Below are 16,183 nucleotides of genomic sequence, written 5' to 3'. Positions count from 1 at the left end.
AATAAATGCCAGACGTTCAATACATTACGCTGGAACAATGGCGCACCTTGATTACCGTCGTCGACACCGGCGGCTATGCGCAGGCTGCGGCGAAGCTGCACAAAAGCCAGTCCTCGGTGACCTACGCAGTACAAAAAATCGAATCCATGCTTGGTGTGAAAGCATTCGAGATCCAGGGGCGCAAAGCGATCCTGACGCCGACCGGGCAGTTCCTGTATCGCCGGGCTCGTGCACTCCTGGATGAATCCGCTGCGCTGGAGCGCGCCGCAAAGCGACTTTCTGCAGGCTGGGAAGCGGAGATCCGCGTAGCGGCCGAGATCATTTTCCCCACGTGGCTCTTGCTCGACTGCCTTGACAGACTGGGCAAGGAGAGCCCGCATACGCGCATCGAGCTGATCGAATCCGTCCTGGGCGGCACGACCGAAGCGCTGATGCTCGGCCACGTCGACCTGGCAATCGCCAGCAAGGTGCCGCCCGGTTTTCTTGGCATGCCGCTCATGCGGCTGCGCTTCATCCCCGTGGCCAACCCCGATCACCCGCTGCACCAGCTCGGACGGGAACTGACGCTGCACGACCTGAAGGCGCACCGGCATCTCGTGGTTCGCGAGTCGGGTACCAAGCGCAGCAGCAAGATCCTCACCGTCGATGTCACACAGCGCTGGACCGTCAGCCATAGCGCAACCTCCGTCGAGGCGGTAGTAAAGGGATACGGGTTCGCCTGGTTCGCTGAGGAGAAAATCCGTGACGAATTGCGTGACGGCAGGCTCAAACCACTTCCGCTGCGGGATGGCGGGGAGCGATTTACCGAGCTTTACCTTGTCCTCGCCGACCCGGACAGCGCTGGCCCGGGTACGCGACGGCTGGCGGAGATTATTCGCGAGGCGGTTTCAAAAGAGTGCTCGGAAAGCGATCGGCAACCGGCCGGCGACTAACGCCGGTACGCTATACCAGTATTGCTTTCGCTTCCAATGCTGCTTAGTTTTCCTGCGTCTTTTCCGGCGCGTGTGTAAAACCATCCAAGCCGAATTTCCGCGCCAGTATTCCATCAAGCGTGCGTGTGGGCAGCCAGCGCTTCAGGAAAGGCAGCAGGTTGCTCTTGGGGCCGATGCGTATGACGGCCGGCGGGTTCGCGACATGGAGCCGCTCATAGAGTATGCGTGCAAACTCCTCGGCGGGCATGGCATCTTCCTGCGAAGCGGTCGCGCGGGCGTGGATTTGTGCCTGCATGGATATGTAAAGCGAGTCCGGCGCCAGATCGCCCGCAGACAGCCTGGCGCTCTCTCCGAACTGTGACGCAATCCCGCCCGGCTGGACGGTGATGGTCTGGATGCCGAACGGAGCCAGCTCGAGGCGCAACGCATCGGACAGAAGGTTGACGGCGGCTTTCGACGAGCAATAGGCGCCGGCAAACGGTGTAGCCAGGACGCCAGAGATGCTGCTGATGTTTACCACCCTGGCGTTGCCCGCAGCAAGCAGACGAGGCAGAACGGCCTGGACCAGCGCGACGGTGGAGAAGACATTCGTTTCAAACTGGCGCCGCAATTCCGCCAACGGCATTTCCACAATCGGACCCATTGCGCCGTAGCCTGCGTTGTTGACCAGCACATCCAGCTTGACTCCCTCCGCCTCCATCAGCGCACGAAGCGCGGCAATGCTGTCGGCATCCGTCACGTCAAGGGCTACGGTACGCATGCCGGCTCCGGAAAGTTCGACCAAGGTTTCGGGGCGACGGGCAGTGGCATAGACCTGGTATCCGGCACGATGGAATTGCCCTGCAAGGGCGCGGCCGATGCCAGACGAGCATCCGGTGATCAGTGCGGTTCTCTTCAAGTTATCGCTCCTTCGACGCATGGGAGTCGCCAATTCCATTGGCGTTATGCCAATGGCTCCGGACTCACTATAGCGCACGGCATCGCGGCGCGCGTGATGAGCACGCAACAGGACGCGGCCGTCGTGGCAATAATTCAAAAAACGGGATGGTATCGGCGTTGTGCGCCGGGATGCGGTATGCCGCAAGGGGTGTGGTGAAGGAGGCGGCACGAAGTGTCGTTTCATCGTGCCGGCTGGTTGAGCGTCCACTGAATGACGCTCAATCCTGGGTGGACGGTTGACGAGCACGCTATTGCGTCAAATCCGCATCAAGCGGAAAACCCGTCAACACAATTGAAGCGGCGCTATTACTTCTCGACGAAGGCGCGTTCGATCACGTAGTCGCCGGGTACGCCTTGAGCCGGCGAAATCACGAAGCCGCGCTCGTCCAGGATCTTGCAAGTGTCTTCCAGCATGGCCGGACTGCCGCAGATCATGGCACGGTCGGTTTTGGGATCGATTGGCGGCAGGCCAATGTCCGAGAACAGCTTACCGCTCGCGATCAGGTCGGTCAGGCGTCCCTGGTACTTGAACGGTTCGCGGGTTGCCGTCGGGTAGTAAATGAGCTTTTCGCGAACCATGTCGCCGATGAATTCATTTTTCGGCAATTCCTGGGAGATGTAGTCCGCATAGGCAAACTCGCTCACGACACGCACGCCATGTACCAGGATGACTTTTTCAAAACGCTCGTAGGTATCCGGATCCTGGATGATGCTCATGAACGGCGCGAGGCCGGTGCCGGTGCCGAACAGATAAAGGTTCTTGCCTGGCTTGACGTCGTCCAGCACCAGCGTGCCGACCGGCTTGCGACTGACAAGGATCTCGTCGCCGACCTGCAGATGCTGCAGGCGGGAAGTCAAGGGGCCGTTCTGAACCTTGATGCTCAGGAACTCCAGATGTTCTTCGTAGTTAGGGCTGGCGATGCTGTAGGCGCGCATCAGTGGCTTTCCGTTGACCGGCAGGCCGATCATCACGAAATGACCGTTGTGGAAGCGCAGGCTCTTGTCGCGCGTAGTCCGGAAGCTGAACAAAGTGTCATTCCAGTGATGAACGCTCAGGACGCGTTCGGTGTTGAAGTTCGACATGGGACTTTCTCAGTACGTTGTATGGATTCTTTTCGGCCGCCGGCGCATGCGTATGCGGGGGCGTATGAGGCGGGGATTGCGGTATTAGAGTGGTTCCAACTCGTTTGGCGCGCCGCCAACGCGGGGTATATTACGCCTACTTTGCCCAAAGGTCAGCCCCAAGGGGCGATTTCCAAGCCAAAATCAGCCTATTTATCCCTAGATTTCTACCGAATTGAGCCCGGCAAGTGCTTCCAGCTAGCCTACTAGGCAAATCCATTACCATTTTTACCAGCAAGTAGTCCCTGCTGAGCCCTGATGAAATAGGTTAGTAGATTGTTAGGGTTCTGCTCAGCCTGCATTGCGCATGCCCTCGGCTGCGGCAAGCGGAGCCGGCTCGCCAAACCAGTCGGTCAGATGCAGCAGCTCCAGGACATCGATGACCGCCGCGCTATGCTCCACAAGCCGCAACTCGCCGCCGCGCTCCTGCGCCGCTTTCCTGGCCAGCATCAGCAGCTGCAGGCCGGTGGCGTCAATCTCCGTCACCTCGGCGAGGTTTGCCTCAAGGATGACGCCCTCATGCAATGGCGCCATCAACGTGCGCTTGAGTTCGACAGCACGGAAGATCGTCAGCTCGCCCCGCAGGCGCAGCGGCGCAACGATGTCCTTGTTCCGGGCGCGCATGGTTGGTTCCGTCACGCCAGGCAGAGCTCTTGTACGGCGTTCAGCAGCTGTTCGGACTTGAATGGCTTGACCATCCAGGCACGCGCGCCCGCAGCCTGACCTTCGCGCTGCTTCTGCTCATCGGGTTCGGTCGTAAGCATCAGGATCGGGGTGAAACGATAGTTCGGAAGCAGCTTCACCTCCCTGACTAAACTGATACCGTCCATCACCGGCATGTTGACGTCACTGATGATGAGATGGACCTTCTGTCCGTTCAGCTTGAACATCGCGTCTGTGCCGTCGCGTGCCTCGATGACCGAATATCCTGCCCCCTTGAGCGCAATCCCGACAACCTGGCGCATCGATGCGGAGTCATCCACCACCATGATGGTCTTGCTCATTATTTACCTCAGAAAAGCCCATGGAAGAAGTTCAATGCTCACTCCGCGATAGGATTACATGCAGGCTTGGGCAGGCTGTTCCCGGTTCCTGCCGGGAGCGCGGCGCACTTGCGGCCTCGTGCCTTCTGCCGCCGCTGCAGCTTGTGCGCCGGCATCCGCTGTGATGCCAAGTGCCTCCATGGTCTGCTGGTCGATCTCGATCCAGCAGGCGAATACGGGTTTGCCGTCCACCAGCACCGGCGCACCGGCTCGGTGCGCGTGCACGCCCATCCGATGCAGCAGCCGTTCGATGCCAAGCGGCGATACAGTGATCAGACGTTGGGCACCCTGCCCTGCCGCGATCTTGACCGCGCCGGCAAGGAGCTTGCGCGTGTTGGCTGCAGCATCGATAGTCGAATTCGGCGCCACGGTGGCGGCGGCAAAGCGGGAGAGCTCCCAGACTTCGCTTGAGCACGGCACTGCTGCACCGCCCAGCAGATGAGGGAACACCTCGCTCAGCAGATAGGGCTTGATGGTGGGCAGCAGGCGCGCGCAACCGCAGATCGCACCGGTGTCATCACGCGTGACGACATAGAAGGTATCCGGATGATCGAACTGGTCGCGCTCCTTGCCGTCCTCGACGGGGAGCGGCCAACCGAGACGTTCGATGAAGATTTTGTGGCGGTATTCGGCAAGTGCATTTTCCATTTCGGGAGCGAATTCGCTGCGGCGTGCGGAGATCGTTTGCATGGTCGGTCAAACAGGTTGTTGTTGGCCGCCATTACATCTCCCGGTGGATTTTCCGGTAACTGTTAAGGTTAACAGGCCATCGTTTCCTGCAGTGCCAGGCTGACATCACCTTGCCAGTTGAAGGTGCCGAGCCAGATGCCGAACAGGCTCGATGTCTTCATCGGTCCGAGGTCGTAGCCATGCAAATCGATCAACATGACGTTGCTGCGCACGCCGTCCGGTGCCAGCATCATGCGCTGGCTCGGGGTGTGGATGAACCAGCCCCAGCCGAGTGACACGGAGGGTTCCGAGCTGCTCTTCCACTCGGAAAAACCGGCAGAACGCGCAGGGATGGTCTGCCCCCGCAGTTCGTCGAGAAAATCCGCATCGTTGTCGGAATACAGGTGTACGAAGCGCAAGCTGTTCAGGCTGGACAGAGGCATGCGGATATAGCCGTCGGGTGACAAGGCCGGCGCGCGGTGCTCGAGTGGTCGGATGTGCAGGTTGGTATCCACGTCGGTATGCGAGATGGTGAAAGGATCGGTACGGGTGACTGGCGGGAGCGAGTCCGCATCCGGCGGATACTATGCAAGCCGGCACAATCGCACCACTGTCAGAATTGACACAGCGCGCATGCAACATGACCGCACGTTGTGACGTCACAACAATGCTGACTTGTTGCCAATGTCGACGAGTCAAGAAACCGGAAAAGTGTCGTTTTCGCCTTTACGATTGCGGTCCAAAATAAACTTGATGGAAGTTGCATGCCATGGACCCGTGGCAACAAGATTGCTTTGACGCGCTGCTGACAATCGAGTCCGAGCAGGAACTCTTTAAGCAGGCGGCACGGATTGCGAACAGCATGGGGTTCGATTACTGCGCGTACGGTATCCAGATGCCGGTGCCGGTGTCCCGCCCGAATGTTGCGTTGTTCAATAACTATTCCGACGAATGGCGCCAGTGCTATGACGCGCGCGGCTATCTCGCGGTCGACCCGACCGTGCGCCACGCGCTTCGGTCCAGCCTGCCGCTGCTCTGGTCCGACCAGCTCTTTGCCGATACGCCGGAGTTCTGGGACGACGCCCGCAAGCATGGTCTGGAAGTCGGGTGGGCACAAGCGTCGCGTGACGCAAGCGGCACCGTCGGATTGCTGACGCTCGCACGCGGCGCAGAGACGTTCACCGAATCAGAGCTTGCTGCCAACCAGGCAAGGATGAGCTGGCTCGGGCAGTACGTGCATGCGGCGATGGCGCGTCTGCTTACGCCCAGGCTTGCGCCGGAGTCGCGCGTCGTCCTGACTGCGCGGGAAAAAGAAGTGTTGCGCTGGACTGCGGAAGGCAAAACAGCCTACGAAATCTCGCAGATCCTCAACGTGGCCGAGCGCACTGTCAATTTTCACATCAACAATATCGTCGGCAAGCTCGGCACGGCCAACAAGACGCAAGCTGCGGTGAAGGCCGCGACGCTCGGCTTGTTGTTTTGATGGGCATAAAAAAAGACGCCAGTCGCGTCAAGCGACTGGCGTCTCTCGTGATACAACTACTGATCAGCTACCCAGCTTTGCGCGGGCCGGCTTCGCGGCCTGCAGAACTTCGTTGCGCACTTCGGCACGGGTCTTGGTGGATGCAACGTTGGTGTGTTCAACCCATTCGGTGTTTCTGACCGTGTCAGAGGCCAGCTCGGCGCGGACTTGCGCACGCGGCTTGGTCGACGCAACCTTGTTGAATTCCACATATTCAGCATTGCGTGCGATCTCGCCTTGTGCGTAGGCGTGCGCCAGTTCCGCCTTTACTTCTGCACGGCTCTTGGTCGAGACAAAGTCGTTGAACTCGACCCATTCCGAATTGCCCTGTGCAAAAGCGGAACCGGTAGCGACAACAGCAGTAACAGCAAGGATCAATTGTTTGGCTTTCATTTTTTTCTCCAGAAATAGGTAAACAAGCAAGTGCTCGGCAAGCCGGGAGCACATCGTTCCTCCTTGGCTGCCTCGGTGAGCCTCACTTGATTGGTTGTGCGCTCATCGATGGAGTGAAGTCTATACAAGGAGCTTTCAGCAATAAATACGAAAATCGGAAAGGCACTGTTTCCAATTCCGAAATAATGGAATAAGCATCGCCGAGCAGCGCCACGAATCAGAATGAAATTGAAAAAACCGGCTTCCTTTGATCTGCTCCATCGCACACCCGTGGTTAGATGTGTTTATATGTCACGCTCTTACCGACAGGCATGAGGTTATTGACCAGTTGTAACGCGAATCAGGACATGCAAAAAAACCAAGCCGATTTTCTCGTCATTGGCGCTGGCATTGCCGGTGCATCCATCGCCTACTGGCTGGCGCCGCATGCGCGGGTCGTGCTGCTCGAACGCGAGAGCCAGCCTGGATACCACAGTACCGGGCGCTCGGCGGCGCTCTTCATGGAGAGCTACGGCCCGCCGCAGGTTCGGGCACTGACTTGTGCCAGTCGCGCTTTCCTCGAGAACCCGCCGGCCGGATTTACTGCCCCCCCCATCCTTTCACCGCGCGGCGCCCTGATGGTTGCCGCGCAAGGGCAGTCCACCCTCCTCGACGAGCACGATGCGATCGTACGTTCGGTCTCCGCCCATGCACGGCGGCTCGATGCGGCCCAGGCGTGCGAACTGGTTCCGGTGCTCCGGGGCGAGCAGGTGCTCGGAGCGGTCTATGAACCGGACGCTGCTGACATCGATGTGCATGCGCTCCACCAGGGATATCTGCGCGGCATGCGCGCTGCAGGAGGCGAACTCAGCTGCAATGCGGAAGTCACTGCAATGGAATACAACGGCGGTGTGTGGCAGGTGACCGCCGGGGGCAACCATTACGAGGCGCCGGTCGTCGTCAATGCCGCCGGCGCCTGGTGCGACGTCATCGCTTCGCTGGCCGGCGCCGCGCCGATCGGACTGGTGCCGATGCGCCGCTCGGCGTTCACCTTCGCCCCGCCGGAAGGCATGGATGTATCCACATGGCCGATGTTCATCGGCGTAGACGAGTCGTATTACGTGAAACCCGATGCGGGCATTCTGCTTGGTTCACCCGCCAATGCCGATCCCGTTGCGCCGCATGATGTGCAGGCAGAAGAACTGGACATCGCGCTGGCTATCGACCGCATCGAAACCATGACTACGTTGTCGATCCGACGTCCGCGCCACGTCTGGGCGGGTCTGCGCTCCTTCGTCGGGGACGGCAGTTTTGCCGGCGGCTTCGATCCCGCTCTTCCCGGCTTCTTCTGGGCTGCCGGCCAAGGCGGCTACGGCATCCAGTCCTCCGCGGCGGCTGGCGAAGCCTATGCAGCGATGCTTAGAGGAATGCCGTTGCCATCGCACATTACCGACTTCGGCGTACGGGCAGCTCAACTGAGTCCCGCACGCCTGCGCTGAGCGCTGCCACCCGTTCGCATTCGCTTCTACCGGAGCACAATTGCCCGGTTGCAAGAGCACCTACGCCGACGCGATCAGCGACAGAACGAACATCATCCTGTAGGCGTGGAAAGAGACGCGTTTGCTCACCGTATGGCAGCAACTGTCGTCGAATCTTGCGCGGTTTCAACAAGGGCACGGGTTGTCTGTCTTGGGACGGCTCGGATATTGATCGCCGTCACTTTGTCCTACTCCATTTTCCCTAAAGTTCACCTTGCCGAACCGAATCTTCATTCCGCAAGAACGATTTGTCGGGGATTAAGGGAACGTTGGGCATTTTCATCCTTCTAAGAAATCTCGAAGTTGCTTTCGAGGATCGCGCTCGCGATCAGCTTATAGGGATTCGGAGATAAAGTTGCATAAACCCAAGATACTCCTCGTTAACGATCATCCGGCCAGTCTTCTCGCTTTAAAGACGTTATTGAAGTCGGCACCGGGCTCGCATGAGTACCAGGTGATCACGGCCACTTCCGGTGCGGAAGCCTTGCGCGCCGTGCTCGACCATCAGTTCGCGGTCATTCTGCTTGACGTCAGCATGCCCGGCATGGACGGCTTCGAAACCGCAGAAACCATTCACTCACATCCTCGCGCGGCATCCGTTCCGATCATTTTCATTACGGCGCACTACGCCGACGAATTCAATCGCCTAAAGGGGTACCAGCACGGCGCCGCCGACTACCTGATCAGTCCCGTCGTGCCGGAAATTCTCTATAGCAAGGTCTCGGTGTTCATCGAGCTTGCCAAGAAAAACATGCTGCTGCAGATGCAGCGTGAACAGATGGCCGCGATGAATCGCGACCTGCAGTTGCAGCAGGTAAAGGATTTAAAGCGCATCAACGCTGCGCTGGAAACGGAGATCATGGAACGCCGCCAGGCGGAGCAGCGCGCGCATGAACTCGCGACGCGCGACCCGCTCACCGGCCTCATGAATCGCCGTTCGCTGACCGAGCACCTGGAGCACGCCATTTACCGCGCGGCGCGCAATGGACAGCGGCTGGCGCTGCTGTTCCTCGACATGGACAAGTTCAAGAGCATCAACGACACACTTGGACACCATGCCGGCGACGAGCTGCTGCTGCAGGCCGCCAAACGCATCCGCCGGGCGGTCCGCGAGTCCGATATCATCGCCCGCCTCGGCGGCGACGAATTCGTGGTGCTGATGGAAGACCTGCCCTCCTACGCAGCAGCAGGCGAAGTCGCCAACAAGATCGTGAAGACGATTTCCACCCCCTTCGACGTCGACGACCAGATCGTTCGGACATCCGCCAGTGTCGGCATCAGCCTGTATCCGCAGGATGGTACGAACATGCAGGCACTGATGCGATCCGCCGACCTCGCGATGTACCACGCGAAGCAGGAGCACCGCGGCGGCGCGCAATTCTTCCATGAAGAACTCAATGCGCGCATGATCGAGCGTTCCCAGCTCGAACATGAGCTGCAGCATGCGCTCGAGAATGACGAGTTTGAACTGTATTACCAGCCCAAGGTGGATGCAGCCAGCGGGCGCACTGTCGGGCTGGAAGCGCTATTGCGCTGGCACCATCCGCGGCTCGGCCTGTTAAGTGGCGGACAGTTCATTCCCGCCGCGACCGACACAAAGCAGGTCGTCCCCATCGGCGAATGGGTGATCTCCGCAGCCTGCGCGCAGGCGCGACGCTGGCAGGATGCAGGCCATCCCTTGCCCGAGATTCCGATCGCGGTGAATATCGCCATCCCGCAGATTTATGCCGACCTGCCGGAAGTGATCTCCCGCGCACTGCGGCGCTACGAAATTCCCGCATCCAGCCTCCAGCTCGAAATCACCGAATCGCTGGTGATCCGTGATGTGCAAAAGGCGACTGCCGTACTGCGCCAGATCAGCGATACCGGCATCTCGATTGCGATCGACGACTTCGGTACCGGCTACTCCTCGCTCTCGGTGCTGAAGGCGCTGCCGATCGACATCCTGAAGATCGATCAGTCCTTTGTGCGCGACCTCGGCAAGGACCTCGGCGACAACGCGATCGTCCAGGCCATCGTCAATATGGCGCGCGCGCTGGCAATGCATGTCGTCGCCGAAGGCGTGGAAACCGAACAGCAATTGAACATCCTGCGCGAACTGGGTTGCGAAGAGCACCAGGGCTATTTCTACAGCAGGCCCCTCCCCGCCGATGCGCTCGCGGAGCAGCTGCTACAGGCAAGCAGCGCCTGAACCGCGCCTCCCGAAGCTCACAATCTCAAATCAAAAGGAAAGTGCCGCAATGGACACGAGATCCGACATGTGCGAAGAGCTCGACGTCAAGGTCCTGCTCGACACCTTGAAAGCACTGAAGAAAGGTGATTTTTCAGCACGCATGCCATCCGACTGGACCGGCCTTGCCGGCAAGGTCGCCGACACGCTCAACGACATCATCGAGACCAACGAGCAGATGGTCGAAGGCATCACCACCGTCAGCCGCGTGGTGGGGCGCGAAGGCAGTCTCGGGCAGCGCGCATCGGTGCCGCATGTCTGCGGCGGCTGGTCGGAAATCGTCAAATCCGTCAACGCGCTGATCGACGACCTGGTGCGGCCGACCACCGAAATGGCACGCGTGATCGGTGCCGTGGCCAAGGGCGATCTGTCGCAGACCATGTCACTCGAGGTCGAAGGCCAGCCGCTGAAAGGCGAATTCCTGCGCGCGGCGTCGACCGCGAACACGATGGTGGACCAGCTCTCCTCTTTTGCATCCGAAGTAACGCGCGTGGCGCGCGAAGTCGGTACCGAAGGCAAGCTCGGCGGGCAAGCGCAGGTCAAAGGCGTGGCGGGTACCTGGAAGGACCTGACCGATTCCGTGAACTTCATGGCCGGCAACCTGACCTCGCAGGTGCGCAACATTGCCGAAGTGACCACCGCCGTGGCGAACGGCGACCTGTCGAAGAAAATCACCGTGGACGTGCGCGGCGAGATTTTGCAGCTGAAGGACACGATCAACACGATGGTGGACCAGCTGCGTTCCTTCGCCTCCGAGGTAACGCGCGTGGCGCGCGAAGTCGGTACCGAAGGCCGCCTCGGCGGCCAGGCGAACGTGCCCGGTGTCGGCGGCACATGGAAGGACCTGACCGACAACGTCAACTTCATGGCTTCCAACCTGATGGCGCAGGTGCGCAACATTGCGGAAGTAACCACCGCCGTGGCGCGCGGCGACCTGTCGAAAAAGATCACGGTCGACGTCAAGGGCGAGATCCTGGAACTGAAGGACACCATGAACGTGATGGTGGACCAGCTCTCCGCATTTGCCTCGGAAGTCACGCGCGTGGCGCGCGAAGTCGGCACCGAGGGCAAGCTCGGCGGGCAGGCGAACGTGCCCGGCGTCGCCGGTACCTGGAAGGACCTCACCGACAACGTGAACTTCATGGCCTCCAACCTGACCGGCCAGGTCCGTAACATTGCGGAAGTGACCACTGCCGTGGCGCGCGGCGATCTGTCGAAAAAGATCACGGTTGACGTCAAAGGAGAAATCCGTGAACTGAAAGACACGATCAACGTAATGGTGGATCAGCTGTCTTCCTTCGCCTCGGAAGTGACCCGCGTCGCACGCGAGGTAGGCACCGAAGGCAAGCTTGGCGGACAGGCCAATGTTTCCGGCGTTGCCGGTACCTGGAAGGACCTCACCGATTCGGTGAACTCGATGGCAGGCAACCTGACCGCGCAGGTGCGCAACATCGCGGACGTGACGACTGCGGTGGCTAATGGTGACTTGTCGAAGAAGATTACGGTTGACGTGAAAGGTGAAATCCTGGAACTGAAGAACACCATCAACGTGATGGTGGATCAGCTCAATTCCTTCGCGTCGGAAGTGACTCGTGTGGCGCGCGAGGTGGGCACGGAAGGCAAGCTCGGTGGACAGGCGCAGGTGCGCGGCGTCGGCGGCACGTGGAAGGACCTGACCGACAACGTTAACTTCATGGCATCGAACCTCACGGGGCAGGTGCGGAACATCGCCGATGTGACCACCGCCGTGGCGCGCGGAGACTTGTCGAAGAAGATCACCGTGGACGTAAAAGGCGAGATCCTCGAACTCAAAAACACCATCAACGTGATGGTCGACCAGCTCTCGTCGTTTGCATCCGAAGTGACACGCGTGGCGCGCGAGGTGGGTACCGAAGGCAAGCTCGGCGGCCAGGCAAACGTTTCGGGTGTGGCGGGTACCTGGAAGGATCTCACCGACTCGGTCAACTCGATGGCCGGCAATCTGACCGGACAGGTGCGCAACATCGCGGAGGTGACGACGGCGGTGGCTAATGGTGACTTGTCGAAGAAGATCACTGTCGATGTCAAGGGAGAAATCCTGGAGCTGAAGAACACCATCAACGTGATGGTGGACCAGCTGCGTTCCTTCGCATCTGAAGTCACCCGCGTGGCACGCGAAGTGGGCACCGAAGGCCGCCTCGGCGGACAGGCCAATGTGCCGGGCGCATCCGGCACGTGGAAAGACCTCACGGACAACGTGAATTTCATGGCATCCAACCTGACTGGCCAGGTGCGCAATATCGCTGCGGTGACCACCGCGGTCGCCCGCGGCGACCTGTCGAAAAAAATCACCGTCGACGTGAAGGGCGAGATCCTGGAGTTGAAGGACACGATCAACGTGATGGTGGACCAGCTGTCGTCGTTTGCGTCGGAGGTGACGCGCGTGGCGCGCGAAGTGGGCACCGAAGGCAAGCTCGGCGGCCAGGCGCAGGTCGAGGGTGCCGCCGGCACCTGGAAGGACTTGACCGACAACGTGAACTTCATGGCGGCGAACCTGACCGCGCAGGTGCGCGGTATCGCCGGCGTGGTGACCGCGGTGGCGAACGGTGACCTGAAGAAGAAGCTCACCGTGGCCGCGCGCGGCGAGATCGCGGCGCTGGCCAACACCATCAACGAAATGACCGATACGCTAGCGGTGTTCGCCGAACAGGCGATCACGGTCGCGCGCGAAGTGGGCGTCGAAGGCAAGCTCGGCGGCCAGGCATCGGTGCCGGGTGCGGCCGGTACCTGGAAGGATTTGACCGAGAACGTGAACCAGTTGGCGGCGAACCTGACCACGCAGGTGCGCGCGATTGCCGAAGTGGCAACGGCGGTCACGCGCGGCGACCTGTCACGCTCGATCCAGGTCGAAGCGCGCGGCGAGGTGGCGGACCTGAAGGACAACATCAACGAGATGATCCGCAACCTGAAGGAAACCACGCAAAAGAATGCGCAGCAGGACTGGCTCAAAACCAACCTCGCCCGCTTCACCCGCCTGTTGCAGGGCCAGCGCGACCTGTCGGCGGTGACCACGCTGATCCTGTCGGAACTGGCGCCCTTGGTGTCGGCGCACCACGGCGTGTTCTACATGATGGATGCGGCAGAGCCGGAAGCGCGGCTGCGCATGATCGCGTCCTACGGTTACCGCACCAGCAACAAGGTGCCGAACGCGTTTGCACCCGGCGAAGGGCTGGTCGGCCAGTGCGCGCTGGAAAAACAGCGGATCTGGCTCACCAACGTGCCGCGCGACTACATCAAGGTGTCGTCCGGGCTGGGCGCCGCGCCGCCGACCAACATCGTCGTGCTGCCGATCCTGTTCGAGCAGCAGGTCAAGGCCGTCATCGAGATCGCGTCGCTCGACCGCTTCACCGAAACCCACCTGTCGTTCCTCGACCAGCTGATGGAATCGATCGGCGTGGTGCTGAACACGATCGAAGCCAACAGCCGCACCGAAAGCCTGCTGACGCAGTCGCAGTCGCTGGCGCAGGAGTTGCAGCAGACCAACCAGGAACTGGCGGACAAGGCGCGGCTCCTTTCCGACCAGAACATCGAGGTCGAGCGCAAGAACCGCGAAGTGGAACAGGCCAAGCGCGCCTTGGAAGAAAAGGCGACGCAGCTAACCTTGTCATCGAAGTACAAGTCCGAGTTCCTGGCGAACATGTCGCATGAATTGCGCACACCGCTCAACAGCCTGTTGATCCTCGCACAACAACTGTCGGACAACCCGGAAGGCAACCTGACCGACACGCAGGTCGAGTTTGCGAAGACGATCTACGGCTCCGGCAGCGATTTGTTGACGCTGATTAACGACATCCTCGACCTGTCGAAGATCGAGTCCGGCACCGTGACGCTGGAAGTTAGCGACTACCGCTTCGAGACGCTGCGCGCGTATGTGGAGCGCACGTTCCGGCACATGGCCGAGGCGAAGAGAATCGACTTCGCGATCGAGCTCGACCGCAGCCTGCCGCCGTCGTTGCGCACCGACACCACACGCTTGCAGCAGATCCTGAAGAACCTGCTGTCGAATGCGTTCAAGTTCACCAACCACGGCACGGTGTCGATGAAGATCGGCATCGCCCACGGCGGCTGGACGCCGGATCATCCGAGCCTGGCCGGCGCCGATGCGGTGCTGGCGTTCTCGGTGACCGATACCGGCGTGGGCATTCCGGCCGACAAGCTGCAACTGATCTTCGAGGCGTTCCAGCAGGCCGACGGCAGCACCGCGCGCAAGTACGGCGGCACCGGGCTGGGCCTGTCGATCAGCCGCGAACTGGCGCGCCTGTTGAGCGGCGAGATCCGCGTCGAAAGTGCGGTCGGTGTCGGCAGCACCTTTACGCTGTACCTGCCGTACCAGCGGGAAGGTCATGCCACTTACGATTTCCCGCGACAGCGAAGCCTCGCCACACCAGCCGTCAACGAGAATGTCGCGTACCCGCTGCAGAATGAATCCAGGCCGGCAGCCGAACATGCCACCGTGCAGCAAGCCGGCATGGAATCCGCCGACAGCGACGTGCTGGTCGAGGAGCCTGTCGCCGTCGCCAGCGACGAACACTCGCCAGCCGATGACCGCGCTCTCGTTGCACCGGGCGATCCGGCAGTCCTGATTGTCGAGGAAGACCAGCAGATGGCAAGCATCCTGCTGGAGCAGGCACGGGAACGGAATTTCAAGGGCATCGTCGCGCCGCAACCTGACGCTGCACTGCCGTTGACCCGCGATTACCTGCCCTCCGCCATTCTGCTCGACATCGACCAGGCCGGCACGGATGGCATGCTCGTGCTCGACCGCTTGAAGCGCGATCCGTGGACGCGGCATATCCCGGTCCATGTCCTGTCGCAACAAAAGGAACGTGCACGCGCGATGCGCAGCGGTGCCTTTTCCTTCCTTGAGAAACCGGTGAGGCCGGCACAACTCCAGCATGAACTGGAGCGCATCCACCAGTTCGCCGCCGGTGGCAAGCGCCGCCTGCTCGTGGTCGAGGACGACCCGCTGCAGCGCGCCGCCATCGTCGAACTGATCGGTGAAATCGACGTGCACATCGAAGCGGTCGCTACCGGTGCCGAGGGGCTGGAACGCATGAAGGCCGCGCATTTCGATTGCGTCGTTCTCGACCTCCGGCTGCCGGATATCGACGGCCCCGATCTGCTCGAAACCATCGCATTGAACGAGCAGCTGCGCGACCTGCCGATCGTCGTCTATACCGCTTCCGACCTCAACCCGGAGGACATGGCGGCGCTGCACCGCGTGGCGAACAAGGTCATCATCAAGGATGCCCGCTCACCGGAGCGGCTCGTGGCGGAGACCTCGCTCTTCCTGCACCGTTCGCCGGCCAGCATGCCCGACGCACAGCGCCGCATGCTGGAACGCGCGGAGTCAAGCGACGCCGCACTTGCCGGCCGCAAGGTGCTGGTGGTGGATGACGACCTGCGCAACATCTTCGCGCTCAGCTCGGTGCTGGAGCGTCACGAGATGACCGTGCTGTTTGCGGAAAACGGGCGCGACGGCATCGAAGTGCTGCGCTCCGATCCCGGCATCGAGATCGTGCTGATGGACATCATGATGCCGGAGATGGACGGCTACGACACGATGCGGGCGATACGCGGGCTGCCGGAGTTCAGGTCGCTGCCGATCATCACGCTGACCGCCAAGGCGATGAAGGGCGACCGCGACAAATGCATTGCCGCCGGTGCGTCGGATTACATCACCAAGCCGGTCGATCCGGCCAAACTGCTGTCGCTGATGCGGGTGTGGCTGCACCGGTGACGCCACCGCAAATGGACTGCGCCCGAGGGTGTACCGG

Annotated in this window: 12 protein-coding genes; 5 read left to right on the top strand and 7 right to left on the bottom strand. The window is 60.8% G+C overall.

Going from position 1 to position 16,183, the window contains the following annotated elements; all coding sequences use genetic code 11:
• The first annotated feature begins 5 nt into the window (after positions 1 to 5).
• Positions 6 to 932, top strand: a complete 927-nt coding sequence (locus ACYVIA_RS18085; RefSeq protein WP_460843278.1) for a LysR family transcriptional regulator — start codon at positions 6 to 8, stop codon at positions 930 to 932.
• A 43-nt stretch (positions 933 to 975) separates the two neighbouring features.
• Here ACYVIA_RS18085 and ACYVIA_RS18080 read toward each other — a convergent pair whose 3' ends face one another.
• The 6 genes from ACYVIA_RS18080 to ACYVIA_RS18055 form a co-directional block, all read right to left on the bottom strand.
• Positions 976 to 1,830, bottom strand: a complete 855-nt coding sequence (locus ACYVIA_RS18080) for an SDR family oxidoreductase (protein ID WP_460843276.1) — start codon at positions 1,828 to 1,830, stop codon at positions 976 to 978.
• A 347-nt stretch (positions 1,831 to 2,177) separates the two neighbouring features.
• Entirely contained in the window at positions 2,178 to 2,954 is a 777-nt protein-coding gene (locus ACYVIA_RS18075) for a ferredoxin--NADP reductase (RefSeq protein WP_460843274.1), read from the bottom strand.
• A 330-nt stretch (positions 2,955 to 3,284) separates the two neighbouring features.
• Positions 3,285 to 3,617, bottom strand: a complete 333-nt coding sequence (locus ACYVIA_RS18070; RefSeq protein WP_460843272.1) for an STAS domain-containing protein — start codon at positions 3,615 to 3,617, stop codon at positions 3,285 to 3,287.
• An 11-nt stretch (positions 3,618 to 3,628) separates the two neighbouring features.
• Positions 3,629 to 3,997 (bottom strand): response regulator, encoded by a 369-nt coding sequence (locus ACYVIA_RS18065; protein ID WP_460843270.1) that lies wholly within the window; start codon positions 3,995 to 3,997, stop codon positions 3,629 to 3,631.
• Positions 3,998 to 4,051: 54 nt separating this feature from the next.
• Positions 4,052 to 4,726: an acyl-homoserine-lactone synthase gene (locus ACYVIA_RS18060; protein ID WP_460843269.1), complete on the bottom strand. Its 675-nt coding sequence runs from the start codon at positions 4,724 to 4,726 to the stop codon at positions 4,052 to 4,054.
• A gap of 68 nt (positions 4,727 to 4,794) precedes the next feature.
• The gene (locus ACYVIA_RS18055; RefSeq protein WP_460843267.1) at positions 4,795 to 5,220 is read right to left on the bottom strand and encodes a DUF4902 domain-containing protein; all 426 of its coding nucleotides are present in this window, start codon (positions 5,218 to 5,220) and stop codon (positions 4,795 to 4,797) included.
• 254 nt (positions 5,221 to 5,474) lie between these two features.
• Between ACYVIA_RS18055 and ACYVIA_RS18050 the strand changes: the two genes are divergently transcribed.
• Complete coding sequence (locus ACYVIA_RS18050) at positions 5,475 to 6,188, top strand: autoinducer binding domain-containing protein (RefSeq protein WP_460843263.1); 714 nt, start codon at positions 5,475 to 5,477, stop codon at positions 6,186 to 6,188.
• Between the two features lie 63 nt (positions 6,189 to 6,251).
• On the opposite strand, the gene ACYVIA_RS18045 is transcribed toward ACYVIA_RS18050, so the two are convergent.
• Complete coding sequence (locus ACYVIA_RS18045; RefSeq protein ID WP_460843260.1) at positions 6,252 to 6,620, bottom strand: DUF4148 domain-containing protein; 369 nt, start codon at positions 6,618 to 6,620, stop codon at positions 6,252 to 6,254.
• 347 nt (positions 6,621 to 6,967) lie between these two features.
• Between ACYVIA_RS18045 and ACYVIA_RS18040 the strand changes: the two genes are divergently transcribed.
• From ACYVIA_RS18040 to ACYVIA_RS18030, 3 genes are all read left to right on the top strand, one after another.
• Positions 6,968 to 8,098, top strand: a complete 1,131-nt coding sequence (locus ACYVIA_RS18040; protein WP_460843259.1) for an NAD(P)/FAD-dependent oxidoreductase — start codon at positions 6,968 to 6,970, stop codon at positions 8,096 to 8,098.
• A gap of 394 nt (positions 8,099 to 8,492) precedes the next feature.
• Positions 8,493 to 10,328: a two-component system response regulator gene (locus tag ACYVIA_RS18035; RefSeq protein WP_460843257.1), complete on the top strand. Its 1,836-nt coding sequence runs from the start codon at positions 8,493 to 8,495 to the stop codon at positions 10,326 to 10,328.
• Positions 10,329 to 10,377: 49 nt separating this feature from the next.
• Positions 10,378 to 16,146 (top strand): HAMP domain-containing protein, encoded by a 5,769-nt coding sequence (locus ACYVIA_RS18030; protein ID WP_460843255.1) that lies wholly within the window; start codon positions 10,378 to 10,380, stop codon positions 16,144 to 16,146.
• Positions 16,147 to 16,183: the final 37 nt, after the last annotated feature.

This window comes from Noviherbaspirillum agri, from assembly GCF_054780595.1.
Note: the sequence above shows the minus strand (reverse complement) of the source record. Positions and strands in the feature narration are given on the sequence as shown.

What these genes read in the sequence shown, in the direction of transcription:
- ACYVIA_RS18085 (WP_460843278.1), top strand. Translation starts at nt 6, where the DNA reads ATGCCAGACGTTCAATACATTACGCTGGAACAATGGCGCACCTTGATT.
- ACYVIA_RS18075 (WP_460843274.1), bottom strand. Translation starts at nt 2,954, where the DNA reads ATGTCGAACTTCAACACCGAACGCGTCCTGAGCGTTCATCACTGGAAT.
- ACYVIA_RS18070 (WP_460843272.1), bottom strand. Translation starts at nt 3,617, where the DNA reads ATGCGCGCCCGGAACAAGGACATCGTTGCGCCGCTGCGCCTGCGGGGC.
- ACYVIA_RS18065 (WP_460843270.1), bottom strand. Translation starts at nt 3,997, where the DNA reads ATGAGCAAGACCATCATGGTGGTGGATGACTCCGCATCGATGCGCCAG.
- ACYVIA_RS18060 (WP_460843269.1), bottom strand. Translation starts at nt 4,726, where the DNA reads ATGCAAACGATCTCCGCACGCCGCAGCGAATTCGCTCCCGAAATGGAA.
- ACYVIA_RS18050 (WP_460843263.1), top strand. Translation starts at nt 5,475, where the DNA reads ATGGACCCGTGGCAACAAGATTGCTTTGACGCGCTGCTGACAATCGAG.
- ACYVIA_RS18045 (WP_460843260.1), bottom strand. Translation starts at nt 6,620, where the DNA reads ATGAAAGCCAAACAATTGATCCTTGCTGTTACTGCTGTTGTCGCTACC.
- ACYVIA_RS18040 (WP_460843259.1), top strand. Translation starts at nt 6,968, where the DNA reads ATGCAAAAAAACCAAGCCGATTTTCTCGTCATTGGCGCTGGCATTGCC.
- ACYVIA_RS18030 (WP_460843255.1), top strand. Translation starts at nt 10,378, where the DNA reads ATGGACACGAGATCCGACATGTGCGAAGAGCTCGACGTCAAGGTCCTG.